Source organism: Blautia sp. NSJ-175, from assembly GCF_022867815.1.
GTDB classification, from domain to species: domain Bacteria; phylum Bacillota; class Clostridia; order Lachnospirales; family Lachnospiraceae; genus Blautia; species Blautia celeris.
This window is the reverse complement of record NZ_JALIFQ010000010.1, coordinates 31632-53213: the sequence shown is the minus strand read 5'-3', so window position 1 is coordinate 53213 and position 21582 is coordinate 31632. Positions and strand designations below refer to the sequence as shown.

Below are 21582 nucleotides of genomic sequence, written 5' to 3'. Positions count from 1 at the left end.
CTGCGGGCACCGGCAGAAAAATGAACACAGGAGGCAGGTTATGAAGAAGGTATGGCAGATATTCATCAGAGACTGCAGAAGGCTGCTGCGCAACCCCGTAGCAGTGATCGTGGCAGTAGGGATCTGCATCATTCCGTCACTGTACGCGTGGTTCAACATTGCAGCCAATTTTGACCCTTATGCAAGTACAGGGGATATCAAGGTGGCAGTGGCAAACAGTGATAAAGGCGCAGAGAATGAGCTGACAGGGAGACTGGATGCAGGCGGTGAGATTGTCAGCAATCTGAAAGAGAACGATGCGCTGGGCTGGGTTTTTACAGATGAGAAGAAGGCAGTGGAGGGCGTAAGATCAGGAGAATATTATGCAGCCATTGTCATTCCGGAAACCTTCAGCCGGGATATGCTGAGCATTGTAAGCGGAGACTTCCACAGGCCGGAATTTACATATTACATCAACGAGAAGAAAAATGCCATTGCCCCTAAAATAACAGATACCGGGGCAGAGACTGTGGAGAAGGAGATCAACAGCACCTTCACTGCCACCGCGTCGAAAGCAGTGGCTGACATAATAGAAAAATCCACAGGCTCCCTGTCGGAGAAACTTTCCGGTTCCCAGGACAGTCTGCTTGAAAAGATCAGCCGCGTATCGGAAAATATCAGGGAATACCAGAATGGACTGGAAAAATTTGGGATCACTGCGGACAGTTCCAATGAGACCATAGAGGACACCAAAGGAACGCTGGACGCGCTGAAAGAGGCAGCCGGGGAGAGCAGCCGTGCCATTGACAAGAGCAGTGAAATCCTGGAACACGCAAGGACAGCAGCGTCTGAATTTTCCGCAGGGATGTCATCCGCTCTCTCGGAGGGGCAGACTGCGCTGGCGGATATAAACGCTGCGTCAAAATCCGCGATCGGTGAGATCAACGGAAAGATCCTAGAAATAAACGGCCAGGTGGACGGGATGATCACCAGAGCGGATCAGGCGGTTTCCCTGGGAGAAAGTGTCCTTGATAACCTTGTATCCTTTCAGGAAGCATACCCAACAGATGCCATGGCGTCTGTGATCGCCTCCCTGGAGGCTGAGCTGGAGGGACAGAGACAGGTCGTTTCAAGTCTCAGACAGGGGAATGACAGTATCGGCAGTTCTGTGGAGACAGCATCCGGTGCCCTGACCCAGGTGGATTCCATCCTTCAGGAGGCAGGGGAGCAGTTTCTTAGTTCCAGGGATACCTTTGACCGGCAGGTTCTGCCGGGGATTAGCGGAAACCTGGATGCTTTTTCCGGACTGTCGGGCAGGCTTTCCGGCCTTCTGGACGGGGTGGAGCCGTCTGCGGAACAGGTAAAATCTGTTCTGGACGAGCTTGCTGCAAGCCTGGATGACATACAGGCAGTCCTGATGAGCACGGGAGACTCCCTTGACAGTGTGCAGAACATACTGGAAAACGCTCAGACAGATTTAAAGGCACTGGAAAATTCCAAATCCATGGAAGTACTTATGGATCTTTCCGGCATTGACGGGGAATCTGTGGCAGATTTCATGTCCTCGCCGGTGGAGGTGGAGACAAAGGAAGTCTATAGTATTGAAAACTATGGCTCTGCTTTAGCGCCCTTTTATACGAACCTGGCAATCTGGGTGGGAGGTATTGTTCTGATCGCCATTTTCAAGCTGGAGGCAGATAAAGAAAAAGTGGGGAAATTTTCGGCTGTACAGGGATATTTCGGGAGATGGCTGCTCTTTGTGGCTTTCGGAATCGTACAATCCCTGATCATATGCCTGGGAGATTTATATCTTCTCAAAATACAGTGCGCAGAACCGGCAGCATTTTTATTTGCCGGGGTATTTGCTTCTTTTGTGTATGTAAATATTATCTATGCACTGTCTATTACCTTCAAACATATCGGAAAAGCGATCTGTGTGATCCTGGTCATTGTACAGATACCCGGCTCTGCAGGGACATATCCCATAGAGATGACCCCGGGATTTTTCCAGGCGCTTCATCCCCTGCTGCCCTTTACTTACGGCATAAATGCCATGCGGGAAGCAGTGGCAGGTATTTATCGGTACCATTATCTGGAAGATATGCTGTGCCTGACCGTTTACATTCCCATAGCACTTTTGATCGGCGTTGCTGTGCGGCCTCTGCTGCTGAATTTAAATCTGCTTTTTGACAAGAAACTGGCACAGACGGACCTGATGCTCTGTGAAGAAAACGGGATACCAAATGAGAGGATACGCCTGTCTTCTGTGGTGCGTATGCTTGCAGGGCAGGAGGAGTTTAAGGCGCAGCTGTATGAAAAAGCGGCAGAATTTGAGATTGGCTATGAGAAGAGAATCAGACGGGGATTTTTGGCTATCCTTGTGATCCCTCTCATTTTCCTGGTGCTTATGTTCAGCATTGATTCCAAGATGGTCTTCCTGGTACTCTGGATCGCCTCCATAATAGGCATTGCGCTTTATCTCATCTGTCTGGAATATATTCATGAGAGCCTGAACCGGCAGATGCGGCTCAGTAAGATGAGCAGGGAGGAACTGCATCAGGTACTGGAAAGTAAGAAGGAGGGCAGCAGCAAATGAAAAATATATGGAAAATTTTCCGGGCAGATGTAAGCCATATTAAAAACAATGTCATTGCGCTGATCGTCATTCTGGGACTCACGGTTGTGCCTGCCCTCTATGCGTGGTTTAACATAGCTGCAAGCTGGGACCCCTACAGCAATACAGGGGGGATCCGGGTGGCTGTGGCAAACGCGGATGAGGGATATGAGAGCAGCATTGTTCCTGTCAAGATCAATATGGGAGATACAGTCATCTCAAGCCTCAGGGCAAATGAGCAGATGGACTGGGTCTTCACTGACAAAAAGAAAGCAGTGGAAGGTGTGAGGTCCGGAAAATACTATGCGGCGATCGTCATACCGAAAGCATTCAGCAAAGATATGATGACAGTCTTTTCCGATGATGTGACACACTCCAGTCTGATCTATTATTCCAACCAGAAGGAGAATGCCATTGCACCCAAGGTCACGGATAAAGGGGCGGACTCCATACGGACGCAGATTGACGAAATCTTTACAAAGACGATCAGCCAGATTGGACTGGATGTGATGAATTCCCTGTCCTCCTATTTGAATCAGGACGGCACAAGGACCATGATCGGAAATCTTGCAGGAAATACAAAGAACAGCGCGGATGATTTGAGAGGGCTGGCTTCCACCATGACAGCATTTTCGGATATGATGGATTCCATGCAGGGGATTTTGGATACCACATCCTCCCTGCTGAAGCAGTCCGGAGAGAGTACAGAGGCCGGGCTGGATGTACTTAAGGATACCGGGGAGGGCATGGAGGGCCTGAGCAGCAGTCTTTCCGGAACCACAGAGGTTATCAGCCAGGTACTTGAGGACAGCGGTTCCTATTACCAGGCTGTCTCCCAGGTGATCGATGAAACCTTTGCCTCCATGGAGGATAATTCCCAGAATGCAGCATCCAGCCTTTTGGGACTGTCTGATGTGACCCAGAGTGTGATTGACAAATATACGGATTTCAGGGACAGCCTGGCCGCTGTCCGGGATGCCCTTCCCGTGGGAGGAGAGCTTCTGAATCCCCTGATCAGCAATATGGAGGAACTGACCGCAGGACAACAGGCATTAAAAGATAAACTGGATGAGACGGCAGGAAAGATCACAGATACGGCTGCGGATATAGGCACATACCATGGCCAGCTTCAGCAGATGGCGGATGACAGCGTACAGCAGATATCGTCTGAACAGAGTGACTATGAGGAAAACCTGCAGGCAGAGCTCGGGGAACTTTTCGGAACCCTGGGTGATACAGGTACATCTGTGGCAAATGTGATGGAAAAACTGGATGACAGCCTTTCCGGTCTTGGCAATATCTCAGACAGTGCCTCCTCGGACCTGGCAGAAGTGAGAAAAGCGCTGGACACCTCAGCTTCCCTTCTGACAGAGGCTGCGGATAAGATTGAGAGCGTGTCAAAAACACTGGGGGACGCTGTGGACAGCCAGGATTCGGATGTGCTGAAAAATCTGATCGGCAGCGACCCGGCATCTTTAAGTTCGGTGTTGGCAGCGCCTGTGAAACTCAACCGCACGGCTGTGTATTCCGTGGAGAATTACGGCTCCTCCATGGCGCCTTTCTATTCCTCCCTGGCAATCTGGGTGGGCGGAATCGTGCTGGTAGCCATGATGAAGGTAAACGTCTCCAAAAAGACCACGGACAGCCTGAAAAATGTGAAGGAATACCAGATGTATCTGGGCAGGTATATTCTGTTTTTCCTCATGGGACTTCTGCAGAGCGGACTGATCTGTCTGGGAGACCTGTATTATCTTGGAATCCAGTGTGAGCATCCGTTTTTGTTCGTGCTGGCCGGATGGATGGCAAGTGTGGCATTTGTGAACCTGATCTATACCCTTACGGTTTCTTTTGGGGATATCGGCAAAGCCATATGTGTGGTGCTCCTCGTCATCCAGGTGGCAGGCTCCGGCGGAACCTTCCCCATAGAGGTGGCGCCTGCGTTCTTTAAGAAAGTATATCTGTTTTTGCCCTTTACGCACAGCATGGCTGCCATGCGGGAATGTATCGGCGGATTATACGGAAATACCTATTGGACGGAGATGGGCAGACTGGGACTTTTCCTGGCAGCATCCCTGCTTTTGGGGCTGGTACTCAGAAAGCCGGTGATTCGTCTGAACCATGCATTTATGGAAAAACTGGAAAGTACGAAAATTATGTAAGGGTAAAACGAAGGAGGATGGAACGTGGAAAAGATTTTGATCGTGGAGGACGAGGAAGAGATTGCCTGCGGGCTGTCCTCTCTTTTGAAGAACCAAGGATATGTATGCGATGGCTGGGACGGAAGAGGAAATGCAGTGGAGATCATAAGAGAAACAGCTCCTGACCTGATCCTGATGGATATCAATCTGCCGGGGCAGGATGGATTTGCTCTGTGCAGGGAAATCAGAAATGCCTGCTCCCTGCCTGTTATCTTCCTCACAGGCCGCAGCACCTCCATGGACGAGCTGGAAGCACTGCAAAGCGGCGGGGATGACTTCATCACAAAGCCCTATAAGGCACCCATTCTGCTGGCGCGGATTCAGACTGTGCTGCGCAGAGTAAAAGGCCCGTCAAAGCCTGCGGTGCTTCAGTATCGGGGCATCACTCTTGACCTGGGGGCTGCCCGGCTGACTTACGGAGAAAAAAGCCTGGAGCTTGGCAGAAATGAGCAGAAGATATTACACCGGCTCTTTGAGCATGCCGGAAATATTGTGAGCCGGGAGGAACTGGTGGATTATCTCTGGGAAAACCAGATTTATATTGATGACAATACACTCAGCGTAAATGTGCGCAGACTCCGGGAGAAGCTGGCCTCCATAGGTCTGCCCGGCCTGATACAGACAAAAAGGGGGATGGGGTATAAGGTATGAAGTTCAGAGAGTTTTTGGGGGACAGGACAGGCGTAGTGCTTTTGCAGCTTGGTGCAGCCTGGGCTCTTTTTGTGTTTTTAACAGCGCTTGGGGTACAGTCAAGGGAAGCAGCCCTGCTTCTCATTACCTGGTTCGGGATTTTTGCTGCCTGGACCGGGTTTTCTTTTTACAGGGAGAAGAAATATTTTACAGAGCTTATGGATACGGTCAGGGAAATGGAAAAACCATGGCTGGTCACAGAAATCTTAAAAGTACCGGATACCTTTGAGGGAAAGAAATACTGGGAAGCCATGAGAATTTCCATGAAGGCCATGGAGGAGCAGGTGTCTGAGGCAGAGCAGAAGCAGAGGGCATACCGGGAATACGTGGAAAACTGGGTCCATCAGGTCAAGCTGCCTCTCACAGCGGCACAGCTTGTATGTGAAAACGAGAAAAGCAGAGAGAACCGCCGCATCTTAAAAAGCCTGGAAAACATAGACAGGGAGATTGAGCAGGTCCTTTATATGAGCCGCATGGAAAATCCGGAGCAGGATTACATCATACGAAGGATAACAATGGAATCCTGCGTGGCCCGGGCAGTTGCTGCCGACCAGGAGACGTTCAGGCAGAGAGGCGTAAAAATTGAGACGGAAGGTCTGGAGACAGAAGCCTGTACGGACAGCAAGTGGCTGACTTTTATGCTGCGTCAGGTACTGTCCAACAGCCTGAAATACATGGAGGAATCCCCCTGTATAAAAGTCCGGGCACGGCGGAAAGAAAATACCGTGCTCTTAATCGTGGAGGACAACGGATGCGGAATCCGTGAAAGCGAGATGGGAAGAATCTTCAACAAAGGGTTCACGGGCAGCAATGGGAGAAAGAACAGGGAATCCACAGGGATGGGACTGTATATCTGCAGGGAGCTCTGTAAAAAGCTGGGGATGGCTGTCCGGGCGGAATCTGTATGGGGGGATTATACAAGGGTCGTATTTGAGATTCCCATAGCGGAACAGGCATCTGTGATGTCTGTTCATAAGGTATGAGGGCCGGCCAATGCATCCTTTGCCTCATCTTACGAATATGTAAGATAACATTCGGTAAAATCACAGGTAACCTGCCCTCCTGTTTTCTATAATAGAGGAGTAAAAGGAACACTTGTGCAGTTGCCAATGGAAGAAGAAAGGCAGGGAATGGAATATGGCGGAAGTTCTGAGAGCGGAACAGATAGAAAAATATTACGGTACAAAGGATAATCTGAAAAAGGCACTGGATGGTCTGAGTTTCCGGGTGGAGGAAGGGGAGTTCACCAGTATAATGGGGGCTTCCGGCTCAGGCAAGACAACACTGCTCAACTGCATTTCCACTGTGGACTGTGTGAGTGCAGGGCATATTTATCTGAACACAGGGAAGCAGGGGCCTTCCGGGATTATGGATATCACTGCAGTGGAACAGGGAGCACAGGCAAAGTTCCGCAGGGAAAATCTGGGGTTTGTGGTACAGGATTTTAACCTTCTGGATCGTCTGACCATTGAGGAGAACATTGCCCTTCCCCTGGTTTTGCTGGGACTGCCGGCAGAAAAGGTGCACGCCAAAAGTGTGGAGATGATGGAGCGGCTTGGAATCGGGGAAATTGCCTCCAGATTTCCTTACCAGGTATCAGGAGGGCAGAAGCAGAGATGTGCCTGCGCGAGGGCGCTGATCAAAAAGCCGAGAATCCTTCTGGCAGATGAGCCTACCGGGGCGCTGGATTCCCGCAGTTCCCGGCAGCTTATGGGGCTTCTGGGGGAACTGAACCGGGAACTGCAGGTGACGATACTCATGGTGACCCATGATTCTTACTGTGCCAGCTTTGGAAAACGTGTCCTTTTTTTGAAGGACGGAAGAATTTTTAATGAGATCGTCCGCGGCAAAAAGGAACAGCAGGAGTTCTATGAGGAGATCCTGCAGGTACAGTCCTTTCTGGGAGGTGACGTGTCATGCTGAGAAAACTTTCAAGGAGGAATGCGCTGCGCCAGATGCGGGATTATGCGGTGTATCTTCTGACATTGATCCTGTCTGCGACATTGATGTATTCCTTTCACCTGCTGGTGTTTTCAGAGGAGATAAAAGCCATTCTGGGTGAGTGGTCCATGATGCCTTTTATCATTATTTTTATCAGTGTTATCATTGTACTGATCCTGGGCAGGCTGGTGAGCTATATTACGGAGTTTATATTCAGGAAAAGAAGCCGTGAGTTCGGGACTTATATGATGCTGGGCATTGAGAACCGGGAGATTGCCGGAATGTTTGCCCGGGAGAGCATAACCATAGGAGCCGCGGCATGGCTTGCAGGACTGGTGGGAGGTACTTATTTTTACCAGATCTTAAAGGCCATGGTGATGCACTTATTTCTGCGGCCTTTCCACATGGGGCTGGAATTTTCATGGGGAGCGTTTTGTCTGACCAGTGTGTACCTGGTCTGTATCTTTTGGCTGTCAGGCAGAAAGGTAAAAAAGAAAGTAATGGCAGTCAGCATCCGGGAACTGCTCTCTATGGACGCGGAGAATGAGAAGGCGCCTTTAAAGAATAAGAAACAGAAGAGGATACTTTTTCTGCTCTCCCTGCTCGCTTTGCTGCTGGGATGCTGTTCTTTTGGGGCACTTCTGTACTGTGAGATCAACAACGACGCCGGGGGTGCGGCAGCCTTATTCGGGCTGTCCATGATCGTGCTTTCCGTGTTCGGTCTCTTTATGAGTTTTCCTGTGGTTCTGGAACAGAAGCTTAATAAAGTGAAATGGAAATACAGGGGCAGGAATCTGGTTCTGGGGCGCATATATTCAGGAAAGATTCGGAATCTCAGTCTGACCTTTGCCAGTGTCAGCATTTTGTTTCTCCTGGTATTTCTGGCAGTGAGCCTGGGGTTGTTTTTTAACAGGCGCGTGGATGGCCGGGTGAATGAGACGGCATTTGACTTTGCTGTAGGGTCCCTGTACGGGCAGAAGGATCTGCAGCCTTTTAAAGAGTATGTACAGAAGGAAATACCGGAAGCTGCCACTGCCGATTATCAGGTATACACCTCCGGCAGGCGTGATTTCGGCGCGTATTTTTCCACGGAAAATATGGGGAAATTCATGGCATTTTCCCACATGGACGCCATGGAAAATGACTGTTATATGGCAATGTCCGTGTACAAAGAATTAAGAGATATGCTGGGTATGGAGAAGGTAAATCTGGAGGAAGACAAGTATTATATGCACTGCAGCGGCTTTGCAAAAGAAAAGCTGGAGCGGTATGCCGGTACCCGGGCGCTGACAGGAAGCGGCCGGAGCATTCCGGCCGGCACAGACAGGGAAAAGGACGCGGCACTCTCCTTTGGCGGGGCATTCACAGGTGCGTTTTTCCAGCAGGAATTTTTCGGGAATGGGAGCTACTATCTGCTGATTGTGCCGGACCGGGTGGTCAAAAACATGCAGGTGATAGAGGAACTCTATGTGGGAGTGGCGCCAAAAGAGCTCTCCATGGAAGTATACAAGGGAATCGCAGCCATAGCGTGGGAAAATCAGATGCATGTGACCGGCAAGGCGGAAATCCGGGAGAGCGGGGCCTCTATTGTCATGAGTCTTTCCTTCCCTCTGTTTTATCTGGCATTTATCCTGCTGGCTGCGGCGGCAACTATCATGACTGTGCAGATACTGAGTGATCTGGAGCAGGAGCGGCAGCAGTTCCGTATACTTCAGGAATGTGGCATGGATAAGTCAGAACAGAGGAAGATTCTGCAGAGATATTTTGCCGTCTATTACTCCTTCCCCGTACTTCCCGCCGCTGTGGGAGGAGCCGCAGTGTATATGGCGATCACAGGCAGCGTCAACTGGGATGCGTACCAGGGAATGACGCTGGTAGGATTTGGAGAGGGAATAGGTATCCTGGGAGTGACGGCGGGGGTGTTTTTCAGCATCTATCTGGTTTACTGTCTGAGTGCGTATATTTCTTTTAAAAAGGCAGTTTTGTAAAAAAGAGTCCGGCGTTGACGATATGAAACATTGGGCATTGTGATTTTTTTGATTTTATGCTACAATAAACGCATACAAAATTTAAAAATTGTATGCCGAAAGTTGGTGCCTGTTTGAATAAAAAGGAAATTGTACGAAATATAATAAAGGAAAAGGGCGGTATTGTAAGAACTTCTGATTTTCTTGCAGCCGGTATGAAAAATTATGAGGTCGCCGCACTTTGCAGAGAAGGAATAATAGAACGAATCCGGCATGGATATTATCAACTTCCTGATAATACCATGATAACAGAAGAACAGCTGATTAAAGAACTGCTCCCTCAGGGAATTATTTGTGTCGAATCAGCCCTTTTTCATTATGGATATAGTGACTTTGCCCCGCGCGAGTGGTCGATTGCGGTGCCGCGAACGGCAGTCAGGACAGTTAAGCGTGTGCAGGAGATATCCATGAAAACCTATTACATTCAAAGAGAGTTTTTAAATCTTGGCAAGACGATGGAAAACTTCAGCGGTATTTCTTTGCCTGTCTATGACCGAGAACGTACACTTTGTGATTGCTTTAAATATCGCACAAAGCTTGATAATGAACTCTTTAATAAGGCAGTCAATGCTTATGCGGCAGATGAGAAAAAGAATCTTGCCAATCTTTCCAAATATGCGAAAACAATGCGTCTTTACACAAAAGTAATGAATGTAATGGAGGTGCTGTTGAATGGCTGATGTAGCTGCGTCTGTACTTGCACGCCTTAAAAAGATTGCCAAAGAAAGCGGGAGAAGTTACCAACTTTGTCTGCAGCTCTTTTGCCAAGAGGAGTTTCTGCGCCGTTTAGAGAAATCGAAATACGCGGAAAATCTTGTATTAAAGGGCGGACTTTTCATCTATTCGCTTACCGGTTTTGACAGTCGTGTTACCGTAGATGTAGATTTTCTGCTTCAGAAAATTCCAAATACACCGGAACAGTTGAAAGTGGTGCTGGAAGAAATCATTGCTTCCCCTACTGAGCATGATTTTGTGACTTTTGAAATCAAAGATGTTTCACCAATCGCTCTCGCAAAAAAATATGCGGGTATCGGAGCTTCAGTCGTGGCTTATATTAAAAACACTCGCACGCCATTTGGGATTGATTTCGGTGTGGGAGACATAATCGTACCAAAACAGGAAAAGCGCAAGATACCGACGCAGCTTCCTGACTATAATGCACCTATGATCAATACATATTCACTAGAGACAACTATCGCTGAAAAAATTGATGCAATCCTTAGTTTAATGGAGTTTTCCAGCAGAATGAAAGACTATTACGATATATATTATATTGTAAATAAGTTTGATTTTGAAGGCAGAGTGTTGTCAGAAGCATTGCACAGAACTTTTGTAAACCGTGGACATACGTTCAGTATAAAACAGTTTGAACAGGTTATGGGATTTGGCGATGATGCGGCAATGCAGAAGAAGTGGAAAGCTTTTGTCCGTAAGATCAATACCAATACGGATGATTATGGCACCGTTCTGGAAACAATAAATGTATTTCTTGCCAAACCATTTGCCGCGGCAATAGAAGGTATAGAATATACAGCAGATTGGTCTGCCGCAAAGGGAGAATGGCAAGAAAGTTTGCCGGAGATCTGTAAGTGAAATATAAAGGTATTGCTACATAACAGCAGTCAAAATTCAAATATGATTTCATAAGGGAACAGTGGGAATAATTAGGAATACAGATACAAAAATGTCGGCGGAAGTGTCATCCATCTGCCGGCATTTTGTTTTTCAATTTGGACTATAGATGTCTTCTGCTGGATTCTTTTTTCATACCTTCGGAGATAAGAAAGAGAGAAATAGTACATATAATCCAAAAAAGTTACATGTACTTAAAAACCTGAATGCCTTATGATAGAGCAGAAACAATGAATTTTAGGAAATTTTCAGCTTATCAACAGGAGTGAGACATATGACAAAATTTGAACCGGTTTGGCTGACTATCCCTCTGTTTGACGGCATAAAACCGGAAAAGCCTTATCACAAAGAACACCAAAAGCGCACCATGCAGGTGTTTCCGGTGCAGAATCTCCATGTTCTTGCCCGCTCAGATGTGGAGACAGAGGGGAACGGAGAGAAGTATCTGCTGCGCATATCCGCAGATGATTACTACAAGCTGTGGGTCAACGGCAGATTTGCAGGACAGGGCCCTGCCCCGGCGTGGCCGGAGAAATATTATTACAATGAGATAGATATTACAGAATTTCTGCATCCCGGAAAAAATGTGCTGGCAGTACATCTCTATTATCAGGGACTTATCAACCGTGTGTGGAACAGCGGGGACGGACGCTTTGCCCTTACCGCACAGCTAATCTGCAGAAGTTCGGAGGAATGCCTCCCCCTTTCCTGGAAATACAAAATATCCGAGGCCTATATAGGGGAGACAACAGGCTATGAGACGCAGTTCTTGGAGAACTTTGACAGCCGGCGCTGGGATGCGGACTGGAATCTTGCCGGGTTTGATGACAGCCGGTGGGAGCCTATGATAAAGGCAGAGTGGGCAGACTATACTTGTGTCAGACAGCCCACAAAAATGCTGGCCGTATACGAGAGGGCACCGGAAACAGTAAAAAAAGAGGAAGGCTGCTGGTATGTGGATATAGGCCGTGAGATTACAGGCAGTCTGCGGATCAAAGCCTCAGGTCCGCCCGGAGCGGAAGTGGAGATTCTCTGCGGGGAGGAGCTGCGCAAGGACGGCAGTGTCCGCTGTGACATGCGCTGTGGCTGCACATACCGGGAGATATGGACACTGGACGGCGGAATCTGCGAGCTGGAGCCGTATGACTACAAAGGATTCCGATACGCGGAAATCCGTTTTGGAAGCAGCGTAAAGATTCTGGAAATCCGCGCCCTGATCCGTCATTATCCCATGGAGGATTCCCTGTGTACACTGAGGACCACGGAGGAAAAACTGGCGGGTATATTTTCCCTGTGCAGAAATACGGTAAAATACGGCACTCAGGAGGCATATCTTGACTGCCCCACAAGAGAGAAGGGGCAGTATCTGGGGGACGCGGTGGTCACGTCACGTTCCCAGGTGTGGCTGACGGGAAAGACAGAGATGCTGAGAAAATGTATTGACCAGTTTGCCCTTACAAAAGACATCTGTCCCGGCCTTATGGCAGTGGCTCCGGGGGCATTTATGCAGGAAATCGCTGATTTTTCCCTGCTGTGGTCACAGCTTCTGCTGACAGACTATGCATTCACCGGGGACAAGGGATTTCTGAGAAAATATTATGATACTGCCAGAGGTGTTGTAAATTATTTTTCTGTGTATGAGGACAAAAGCGGGCTTTTAGACCGGGTGTCAGAGAAGTGGAATCTGGTGGACTGGCCTGAAAATCTGCGTGACGGGTATGATTTTACCCTGAGCCGCCCGGTGGTGGCAAAAGGCTGCCACAATGTCATCAATGCTCTGTATGCAGGGGCATTCAGGGCGTTGACAGAGATAGAGCGGATTCTGGGAATACCCGCATCCTGTTCCTTTGAAAAAATACGGGCTGCCTATATAGATGCTTTTTATCGACCGGACAGAAAACTGTTTGCAGACAGTAAGCAGAGCGGACACTGTTCTCTCCACTCCAATCTGTACGCGCTGTATTTCGGGCTGGTACCCGGGGAGGCAGCGGACCGTGTAGCGGATTTTCTGGAGGAAAAAGGGTTCTGCTGCGGTGTCATGCCAAGTTATTTTGTTCTCAAAGCTCTTGCGGATGCAGGACGTTATGAGAGCGTATACAGGCTTCTGGTCAATGAAGGGGAACACGGCTGGGTCAACATGCTGCGGGAGGGGGCTTCCGCCTGTTTTGAGGCATGGGGAAAGGAACAGAAGTGGAATACCAGCTTATGCCATCCCTGGGCCACAGCGCCTGTCAGTATTTTGATCGAGGAACTGGCGGGGATCCATCCGGACCCGGGAGAGCATAATGGATACAGGTTTGAACCACATATTCCGGATTCCATAAAAGAATTCTGCCTTACCGTCCCCTTTGGAGGAAAGCAGTTGAAAGTGATAAAGGAGGATGGGAGAATCGCTTTGTATCAAAAGGGTTACTGTTAACACGCCACTGTCCCGCGAGGTGTTTTCAGGCCGCAGGCATGAAAATCCCGAGGCAGCCAGCGCGATATGGAGCAGAATGCTCCATATCTGTGCATCGCGAAGCGTGTTACTGGGCACGCAGTGAACAGTAACTCAACAGGAATCATGCGGCAGCTTTTTTCATTCAGCTATTGACACAAGAGATATGTAAGTGTATAGTGTGATGTATAGAGATACACACTAAAGGGGTGAGTCATGAAGATAACAATATCAAACACGGCCAACGAACCGCTGTACCAGCAGATCATGGAGCAGATAAAGGAGAATATCCTGAGCGGTGAGCTGCAGGAGGGGGAGCTGCTTCCATCTATCCGCAGTTTTGCCAATGATCTGAAGGTCAGTGTGCTGACCATCCGAAGAGTCTATGAGGAGCTGGAAAAAGAGGGGTTTGTGGTCAGTCAGGTTGGACTGGGAACTTTTGTAAAGGCCGGTAACACAGAACTTTTCAGGGAATCCAAACGCAGAATGATTGAGGAAAAGCTTACGGAAGCCTTGAAACTGGCATCTATGCTGGATATCAGCAAAGAGGAGATCATGGAGATGCTGGACATTTTAAGCGAGGAGATTGGAAATGGATAATGTGCTGGAAGTAAGGAATCTAAGGAAAAACTATAGCAGGTTTGAACTTCAGGATGTCAGCTTTACCGTACCGGAGGGGTGTATTGCGGGATTTGTGGGAAACAACGGTGCCGGCAAGACAACCACCATCCGAGGCATCTTAAATCTGATACATAGAGACGGCGGCCAGGTGAATATTCTTGGAATGGATATGTATGGAGGGAAGGAGAGCGAACAGGAGATCAAGAACCGGATCGGTGTGGTTACGGATAACGGAGGCTTTTACGGAATGTTTACCTTGAAGGAGACGGCATCTCTTTTTGCTTCCCTGTATAAGAACTGGGACGATTCCGTGTATAAGGACTGGATACGTAAATTCTCCCTGAACGAGAAACAGAAGATACAGGAATTGTCAAGAGGAATGAAAGTGAAGTTTTCCCTGGCGCTTGCCATGTCACACCATGCGGAGTTTTTGATCATGGATGAACCCTCCAGCGGCCTTGACCTGCTCACCAGGGCACAGATCCTGGAAAGTCTCAGGGAGTATATGGAGCGGGAGGGCAGAGGTGTATTTTTTTCTACTCATATTGCGACTGATATTGAGAAGGTGGCAGATATTGTTATTCTCATTGACAAGGGCAGGATTGTATTCCAGAAGGAGAAGGATGCCCTGATGGAGGAATACAGGATCGCAAAGGGTGACAGCAGGGATTTGACCGGGGAGGCAGAAGAACTGTGCATCAGTCTTAGGAAAACCCAATACGGATTTACCGCTGTCACCAGCAGGACAGAGGAAATGAAGCGTCTGATTCCGGATGTGGTGTTTGAGAGGCCGGATATGGAGGAGATACTGATGGCATGTATGGGAAAGGGGAGTGAAGAGTATGGTAAGAGCACTGTTTATGAAAGATGTCAGACTCGTTAAAAAGAATCTTTTGATCATGCTTGTGATGATTATCGGTATGCCGGTTTTCCTGAACTGGAGACTTGATGCTCAGATAGATGTGGGGGCTGTGCCGCTTCTGATGATAGTCAACATTTTGGGATTGATATTGTTTGGAAATATTTGTACGGAAGAGGAAAAATATCCCGGAGGTGAAGTTATACTTTTATGTGCGCCCTGTTCAAAGAAAATACTGGTGGCTGTGAGGTATTTGATCATGACCTTGTTTTTTCTGCTCTGCACAGCGGGATATGAGGCAGTCTGTCTTATCATGAATCGAAACGTTTTGCATGTATGGCAGATCATGCAGGCATTGTCTGTTTACATTCTGTTAATGGGAATTTTCATTCCCGTCGTATATAAAGTAGGAGTGGTAAAAGTTCAGTACTTACTTTCAGGAACCGTTGTGGTAGTGGGATTTTTCAGCTCTATGTTTACAAATTCCGCATTTTACAACTCTATGACAGACTTTCTGTATCGGAACCAGAACATGGCAGTGGCAGGATTTGGAGTATTTTGTATTGTATTTCTGCTGGCATCCTATATGATCTCTTCAAAAATATATGAGAGAAAAGAATGTGTATAGATGTCTTTATGGAAATTCAGGCGGATTTGCCGGCATGTGTGAAGCTGCATTCACGCTGCTGACAAATCCGCCTGGTTCTGTATTGGGGGAACATTTCAATTCTTATCATATTACCGAAAAGAAAACCATCATGGTACTGCGAGATGTTTTTGTGAAAAATGTCCCCTTGTCAGCATATAGAAAAAGCGTTATGATGATAAGACAGTTTTACAGATTATCTCTGCGGACAGCAGGAAGACAAGTTGACAGAGACATATTATAGGAGATTTTTATGCAGTTATACGATTTAAACGAAGCAGAGGAGCGTGTCATCCTGGTAGGCGTTCAGGAAGGGGACGGCGACGATACGGAGGAATCCGTGGAAGAACTTGCGGAGCTTACAAAAACAGCAGGTGCACTGGTGGTGGGAACGGTGATCCAGAAAAGAGAGCGGATCCATCCCGGTACCTATGTGGGAAAGGGCAAGATGGAGGAGCTGAAAATGCTGCTCACGGCGCTGGATGCCACAGGCATTATCTGCGATGATGAGCTGTCGCCGGTGCAGATGAACAACCTGCAGCAGGAGCTGGACTGTAAGGTGATGGACAGGACTCTTCTGATACTTGATATTTTTGCGGATCACGCCTCCACCAGCGAAGGAAAGATCCAGGTGGAGCTGGCACAGCTTCGCTACCGGGCAGTGCGGCTTGTGGGGCTGCGTAATTCCCTTTCCCGTCTGGGCGGCGGTATCGGAACCAGAGGTCCCGGTGAGAAGAAGCTGGAGATGGACAGGCGTCTGATCAAGGAGCGCATTTCCCAGTTAAAGCGGGAGCTTGAGCAGGTGAAGCGCCACAGGGAGCTTTTGCGCGAGGGCCGGAAAAGGGACCGTGTCATGACAGCCGCTATTGTAGGGTATACCAATGCGGGTAAGTCTACCCTTTTGAATACACTGACAGATGCGGGGGTCCTTTCTGAGGACAAACTGTTTGCCACACTGGACCCGACAACAAGAATGCTGGAGCTTTCCGGGGGAACCAGGGTCTATCTGACGGATACCGTTGGCTTTATTCGGAAACTGCCCCATCACCTGATCGAGGCATTTAAAAGTACCCTGGAGGAAGCAAAATACGCGGATATCATTCTGCATGTGGTGGATGCTTCCAATCCTCAGATGGAAGACCAGATGCGTGTGGTATATGATACCCTCCGGGAACTGGAAGTGACCAATAAAAAGGTGGTGACACTTTTCAACAAGCAGGATAAACTTTCCGGGGAACAGATCCTCAGTGATTTTAATGCTGACCATGTGCTGCGCATTTCTGCCAAAACAGGGGAGGGCCTGGAGCGGCTGAAAGAAGTGCTGGAAAAAATCGTGACGGAAGATCAGATCTATCTGGAGCGCGTGATTCCTTATAAAGATGCAGGGATTCTGCAGCAGATCCGCAAGTACGGACAGCTCATGGAGGAGGAGTATACAGACGGCGGAATCGCAGTAAAAGCAAGGGTTCCAAAGGATATTTTCGGACGTCTGTAGGCCGTGATCCCGACCGGTCAAAGGCCGCAGAAGAGCAACGCAGGAATTAATAATTTGATTAATAAAACTGCCATATATTGGAAAATTCAAAGAATGTTTACAATATATGGTAGTTTTTACGGTTGACGAAAAGTATAACCTTTGCTACAATAGACCTACAGCGTTTATACAGAGGCTATTCTCTGTGAATGCGAGGCGGGGCGGCAAGATGGTCCTGCTTCTTTACATATAAGGAGGAAAAGGAATGTTTCAGGTAGTAAAACGTGATGGGGAAATCGCAGAATTTAAGCTGGATAAGATTGCCGAAGCAGTCAAGAAGGCATTCGATGCCACGGAGAATGAATACAGCAGTGACATGCTGGATCTGCTGGCACTCCGTGTGACTTCAGATTTCCAGAAGAAAATTGTAAAGGGAAAGGTTTCTGTTGAGGATATCCAGGACAGTGTGGAGAATGTTCTGATTCAGGCAGGTTACTCTGATGTGGCGAAGTCCTATATCCTGTACAGAAAACAGAGAGAAAAAATCCGCAATATGAAGTCCACCATTCTGGACTACAAGGAGATTGTAAACAGCTATGTAAAGGTGGAGGACTGGAGAGTCAAGGAGAACTCCACAGTGACCTACTCCGTGGGGGGACTGATTCTGAGCAATTCCGGTGCCGTAACGGCCAATTACTGGCTGTCTGAGATCTACGATACGGAGATCGCTGAGGCACACAGAAACGCGGATATCCATATCCATGACCTGTCCATGCTGACAGGATACTGCGCAGGCTGGTCCTTAAAACAGCTTATCAAGGAAGGTCTTGGGGGCATTGAAGGAAAAATCACCTCCTCCCCGGCCAAGCATCTGAGTGTGCTCTGCAACCAGATGGTGAATTTCCTGGGAATTATGCAGAATGAATGGGCAGGCGCCCAGGCATTTTCCTCCTTTGACACGTACCTGGCACCTTTTGTCAAAACTGACAACTTAAGCTATCCTGAGGTGAAAAAATGTGTGGAGTCCTTTATCTACGGCGTCAATACACCGAGCCGCTGGGGTACCCAGGCACCCTTCTCCAATATCACTCTGGACTGGACCGTACCGAATGATCTGGCAGAGCTTCCGGCCATTGTAGGCGGGGAAGAGATGCCGTTTAAATACAAAGACTGTAAAAAAGAGATGGATATGGTGAATAAAGCTTTCATTGAGACCATGATCGAGGGAGATGCCAATGGACGCGGTTTCCAGTATCCCATTCCCACTTACTCCATCACCAGGGATTTTGACTGGTCAGATACAGAGAACAATAAGCTGTTGTTTGAGATGACTTCCAAATACGGCACCCCGTATTTTTCAAACTATATCAACAGTGATATGGAGCCGAGTGATGTCCGGAGTATGTGCTGCCGTCTCCGCCTTGATTTGAGAGAGCTGAGAAAGAAAACAGGCGGTTTCTTCGGTTCAGGGGAGAGTACCGGTTCCGTGGGCGTTGTGACCATCAATATGCCGAGGATCGCATATCTGGCAGAGGATGAGGAAGATTTCTTCCGCAGACTGGACCATATGATGGATATTTCAGCCCGTTCCCTGAAAATCAAGAGGGATGTGATCACAAAACTTCTGGACGAGGGACTCTACCCGTATACCAGAAGATATCTGGGAAGCTTTGAGAATCATTTTTCCACCATCGGTCTTCTGGGCATGAATGAGGCCGGCTTAAATGCCAGATGGCTGAAATGCGACATGTCTGATGAGAGAACTCAGGAATTCTCCAAACGTGTGCTGAACCACATGAGAGAGCGCCTGAAAGATTATCAGGAAGAGTACGGTGATTTATACAACCTGGAAGCAACTCCGGCAGAATCCACCTCCTACCGTCTGGCAAAGCACGACAGAAAACGCTGGCCGGATATCAAAACAGCAGGAAACGAAGGGGACACACCGTATTACACCAACAGCTCCCATCTTCCGGTGGACTACACAGCGGATATTTTCGATGCCCTGGATATTCAGGACGAACTGCAGACTCTGTATACCTCCGGTACCGTATTCCATGCGTTCCTGGGAGAAAAGCTGCCTGACTGGAAAGCCGCTGCTGCTCTTGTAAGAAAAATAGCGCAGAATTACCGTCTGCCATACTATACACTGTCACCTACATATTCTGTCTGCAAAGACCACGGTTATCTCTCCGGCGAACATTTTATCTGTCCGAAATGCGGTAAGAAGGCTGAGGTTTACAGCCGTATTACAGGCTATTACCGTCCGGTGCAGAACTGGAATGACGGAAAGAGCCAGGAGTACAAGAACCGCACCGTTTATGATATTGCCCACTCAGATTTTAAGGGTAGCACTAAAACGGTGACCATGACAGCAGAGGATGTGAGGATAGAGGAGACCAAGACAGGACAGATAACGGCAAAATATCTCTTTACCACAGAGACCTGCCCCAACTGCAAGATCGCCAAGCAAATGCTGGAAGGCGAGGACTACGAGCTGGTGGATGCGGAGAAGAACCCGGAGCTGGCACGGAAATTCGGTGTTATGCAGGCACCGACCCTCATTGTCATCAATGGTGAGGAGACAAAGAAATATGTCAATGCGTCCAATATTCAGAGATACGTGGACGAAGATTAATAACAGAGACCCGGTCTGAACGCCGGGTCTTTTTGGTATAAAAAGATGAATTTTTGCTTATCTTGTCGGAGCCTTTGCGTTGACAAGATAAAGAATATTCTTCATAATAGAAAGCAGATAGAGAAAGATTTCTTTTGAAAACCAGAAAAAAACTCCGAAATGGGGGCCTGGTTATGAAAAAACTGCATTTCTAGTATACCATTTCTATAAATTTCTTGGCAGCGTCAGGCGGGGGTTCCCGTCTGGCAGACTGCATCTATAGATTACCCACCTGACCGGATTTTGCCATACAAAAAGACAGCCGGGATATCTCCCGGCTGCCTTCCGCATAAAAATATAAGTAAAAGAAAATATAGGGTAACTGTTCAGTCAGGTCTGCGCATTTACTGCGCTGACCGTGCAAAAGAGTAATGGCGGCAGGTATTCGCCCCATCGCGAAGCGATTTTTAATGGGCGAATACCCGTAACGATTCAGCTGGCTGAATCGTTACAATACAGGCTTATTTATTCTGGCTCTTTGCAGCCTCTGCCATTTTCATGGCGCGAACCTTCAGCGGCAGACCGAACAGAGTGATAAATCCATCTGCATCGTGGTGGTCATACAGGTCTCCGGTTGTGAAGGATGCCAGTGACTCGCTGTACAGGCTGTACGGAGAAGTGGTACCGGCTTTGATGATATTGCCTTTGTACAGTTTGAATTTCACTTCACCTGTCACATACTGCTGTGTGCTTTCCACAAATGCCTGGATCGCTTCGCGCAGCGGTGTGAACCATTTTCCTTCATATACAATCTGGGCAAACTGGCTGCCCAGTTTTTTCTTTGTCTCCATGGTATCGCGGTCCAGGATCAGTTCTTCCAACTGGTCATGAGCCTCCATCAGGATGGTTCCGCCCGGTGTCTCATATACGCCGCGGGATTTCATGCCTACAACACGGTTTTCCACGATATCAATGATACCGATACCATGCTTTCCGCCCATGGCATTCAGCTCTGTAATGATTTCGGAAACCTTCATGGATTTTCCGTTCAGGCTTGTGGGAATACCTTTTTCAAAGGTCATGGTCACATATTCCCCTTCATCCGGAGCTTTCTCCGGTGTTACGCCGAGAACCAGCAGGTCATCATAGTTGGGCTCCTGTGCCGGGTCTTCCAGTTCCAGTCCCTCATGGCTGATGTGCCATAAGTTACGGTCACGGCTGTAGCTGTGACTTGCGTCAAAAGGAAGGTTGATGCCGTGTGCTTTACAGAACTCTATCTCATCCTCACGTGACTGCATGGTCCATACATCGGTCATACGCCATGGAGCAATGATCTTCAGATCAGGAGCCAGAGCTTTGATCCCAAGCTCAAAACGAATCTGATCATTTCCTTTTCCGGTAGCACCGTGGCAGACAGCAGTGGCGCCTTCTTTCCTTGCGATCTCAACCAGTTTTTTGGCGATTCCGGGACGGGCCATGGAGGTACCAAGCAGATATTTGTGCTCATAGACAGCACCTGCCTGAACGCAGGGAACAATGTAATCGTCACAGAATTCGTCGATGATGTTTTCAATATATAATTTGGATGCGCCTGATAATTTGGCACGTTCGTCCAATCCGTCCAGCTCATTTCCCTGTCCGCAGTCTACACAGCAGCAGATAACTTCATAATCAAAATTTTCTTTCAGCCACGGAATCAGTGCTGTTGTGTCCAGTCCGCCTGAATATGCTAAGATAACCTTTTCTTTCATGATAAATTCCTCCTGTATTTTCCTTTTTCTATGTACCGGAGCATATCCGAATCTGCATTCCCGCAGCCCGTGTGCCCCGTTCTAAAATTTTGTATT

General features: G+C 48.2%; 15 protein-coding genes. 14 read left to right on the top strand and 1 reads right to left on the bottom strand.

Annotation, left to right across the window (positions count from 1 at the left end; translation table 11 throughout):
* Positions 1–40 precede the first annotated feature (40 nt).
* The 14 genes from MUB35_RS16390 to MUB35_RS16325 all read left to right on the top strand — a co-directional run bounded on the left by MUB35_RS16390 (position 41) and on the right by MUB35_RS16325 (position 19756).
* A complete protein-coding gene (locus MUB35_RS16390; protein ID WP_033141257.1) occupies positions 41–2575 on the top strand; it encodes a YhgE/Pip domain-containing protein in 2535 nt (844 codons plus the stop codon).
* Entirely contained in the window at positions 2572–4752 is a 2181-nt protein-coding gene (locus MUB35_RS16385) for a YhgE/Pip domain-containing protein (RefSeq protein ID WP_033141256.1), read from the top strand. The genes MUB35_RS16390 and MUB35_RS16385 overlap by 4 nt, the downstream gene beginning before the upstream one ends.
* A gap of 24 nt (positions 4753–4776) precedes the next feature.
* Positions 4777–5442 carry a response regulator transcription factor gene (locus MUB35_RS16380; protein WP_033141255.1) on the top strand — a complete coding sequence of 222 codons (666 nt, stop codon included), beginning with the start codon at positions 4777–4779 and terminating at the stop codon, positions 5440–5442.
* A complete protein-coding gene (locus tag MUB35_RS16375) occupies positions 5439–6464 on the top strand; it encodes a sensor histidine kinase (RefSeq protein WP_033141254.1) in 1026 nt (341 codons plus the stop codon). Before MUB35_RS16380 ends, MUB35_RS16375 begins: the two co-directional genes overlap by 4 nt.
* A gap of 154 nt (positions 6465–6618) precedes the next feature.
* Entirely contained in the window at positions 6619–7404 is a 786-nt protein-coding gene (locus MUB35_RS16370; RefSeq protein WP_033141253.1) for an ABC transporter ATP-binding protein, read from the top strand.
* Positions 7398–9410 carry an FtsX-like permease family protein gene (locus MUB35_RS16365; protein ID WP_244806510.1) on the top strand — a complete coding sequence of 671 codons (2013 nt, stop codon included), beginning with the start codon at positions 7398–7400 and terminating at the stop codon, positions 9408–9410. The genes MUB35_RS16370 and MUB35_RS16365 overlap by 7 nt, the downstream gene beginning before the upstream one ends.
* Before the next feature lie 113 nt (positions 9411–9523).
* Positions 9524–10129 (top strand): type IV toxin-antitoxin system AbiEi family antitoxin domain-containing protein, encoded by a 606-nt coding sequence (locus tag MUB35_RS16360; RefSeq protein WP_033144258.1) that lies wholly within the window; start codon positions 9524–9526, stop codon positions 10127–10129.
* The gene (locus MUB35_RS16355) at positions 10122–11042 is read left to right on the top strand and encodes a nucleotidyl transferase AbiEii/AbiGii toxin family protein (protein WP_244806509.1); all 921 of its coding nucleotides are present in this window, start codon (positions 10122–10124) and stop codon (positions 11040–11042) included. The genes MUB35_RS16360 and MUB35_RS16355 overlap by 8 nt, the downstream gene beginning before the upstream one ends.
* A gap of 313 nt (positions 11043–11355) precedes the next feature.
* Positions 11356–13500 (top strand): family 78 glycoside hydrolase catalytic domain, encoded by a 2145-nt coding sequence (locus MUB35_RS16350; RefSeq protein WP_244806508.1) that lies wholly within the window; start codon positions 11356–11358, stop codon positions 13498–13500.
* 234 nt (positions 13501–13734) lie between these two features.
* Positions 13735–14118 (top strand): GntR family transcriptional regulator, encoded by a 384-nt coding sequence (locus MUB35_RS16345; RefSeq protein ID WP_033141013.1) that lies wholly within the window; start codon positions 13735–13737, stop codon positions 14116–14118.
* Positions 14111–15022: an ABC transporter ATP-binding protein gene (locus MUB35_RS16340; protein ID WP_052099390.1), complete on the top strand. Its 912-nt coding sequence runs from the start codon at positions 14111–14113 to the stop codon at positions 15020–15022. Before MUB35_RS16345 ends, MUB35_RS16340 begins: the two co-directional genes overlap by 8 nt.
* Complete coding sequence (locus MUB35_RS16335) at positions 14982–15626, top strand: ABC-2 transporter permease (RefSeq protein WP_033141012.1); 645 nt, start codon at positions 14982–14984, stop codon at positions 15624–15626. Before MUB35_RS16340 ends, MUB35_RS16335 begins: the two co-directional genes overlap by 41 nt.
* 271 nt (positions 15627–15897) lie before the next feature.
* Positions 15898–17139 (top strand): GTPase HflX, encoded by a 1242-nt coding sequence (gene hflX, locus MUB35_RS16330; RefSeq protein ID WP_033141010.1) that lies wholly within the window; start codon positions 15898–15900, stop codon positions 17137–17139.
* A gap of 244 nt (positions 17140–17383) precedes the next feature.
* Positions 17384–19756: a ribonucleoside triphosphate reductase gene (locus tag MUB35_RS16325; protein WP_244806507.1), complete on the top strand. Its 2373-nt coding sequence runs from the start codon at positions 17384–17386 to the stop codon at positions 19754–19756.
* A 500-nt stretch (positions 19757–20256) separates the two neighbouring features.
* Here the strand turns inward: MUB35_RS16325 and MUB35_RS16320 are convergent, their stop codons facing one another.
* Positions 20257–21486 (bottom strand): argininosuccinate synthase, encoded by a 1230-nt coding sequence (locus MUB35_RS16320; protein WP_033141008.1) that lies wholly within the window; start codon positions 21484–21486, stop codon positions 20257–20259.
* Positions 21487–21582 lie beyond the last annotated feature (96 nt).

Bases quoted from the DNA above. Each gene is read 5' to 3' on its own strand.
- MUB35_RS16345 (WP_033141013.1), top strand. From the start codon at position 13,735: ATGAAGATAACAATATCAAACACGGCCAACGAACCGCTGTACCAGCAG.
- MUB35_RS16385 (WP_033141256.1), top strand. From the start codon at position 2,572: ATGAAAAATATATGGAAAATTTTCCGGGCAGATGTAAGCCATATTAAA.
- MUB35_RS16325 (WP_244806507.1), top strand. From the start codon at position 17,384: ATGTTTCAGGTAGTAAAACGTGATGGGGAAATCGCAGAATTTAAGCTG.
- MUB35_RS16320 (WP_033141008.1), bottom strand. From the start codon at position 21,486: ATGAAAGAAAAGGTTATCTTAGCATATTCAGGCGGACTGGACACAACA.
- MUB35_RS16355 (WP_244806509.1), top strand. From the start codon at position 10,122: ATGGCTGATGTAGCTGCGTCTGTACTTGCACGCCTTAAAAAGATTGCC.
- MUB35_RS16335 (WP_033141012.1), top strand. From the start codon at position 14,982: ATGGTAAGAGCACTGTTTATGAAAGATGTCAGACTCGTTAAAAAGAAT.
- MUB35_RS16370 (WP_033141253.1), top strand. From the start codon at position 6,619: ATGGCGGAAGTTCTGAGAGCGGAACAGATAGAAAAATATTACGGTACA.
- MUB35_RS16390 (WP_033141257.1), top strand. From the start codon at position 41: ATGAAGAAGGTATGGCAGATATTCATCAGAGACTGCAGAAGGCTGCTG.
- MUB35_RS16365 (WP_244806510.1), top strand. From the start codon at position 7,398: ATGCTGAGAAAACTTTCAAGGAGGAATGCGCTGCGCCAGATGCGGGAT.
- MUB35_RS16350 (WP_244806508.1), top strand. From the start codon at position 11,356: ATGACAAAATTTGAACCGGTTTGGCTGACTATCCCTCTGTTTGACGGC.
- hflX (WP_033141010.1), top strand. From the start codon at position 15,898: ATGCAGTTATACGATTTAAACGAAGCAGAGGAGCGTGTCATCCTGGTA.
- MUB35_RS16375 (WP_033141254.1), top strand. From the start codon at position 5,439: ATGAAGTTCAGAGAGTTTTTGGGGGACAGGACAGGCGTAGTGCTTTTG.
- MUB35_RS16340 (WP_052099390.1), top strand. From the start codon at position 14,111: ATGGATAATGTGCTGGAAGTAAGGAATCTAAGGAAAAACTATAGCAGG.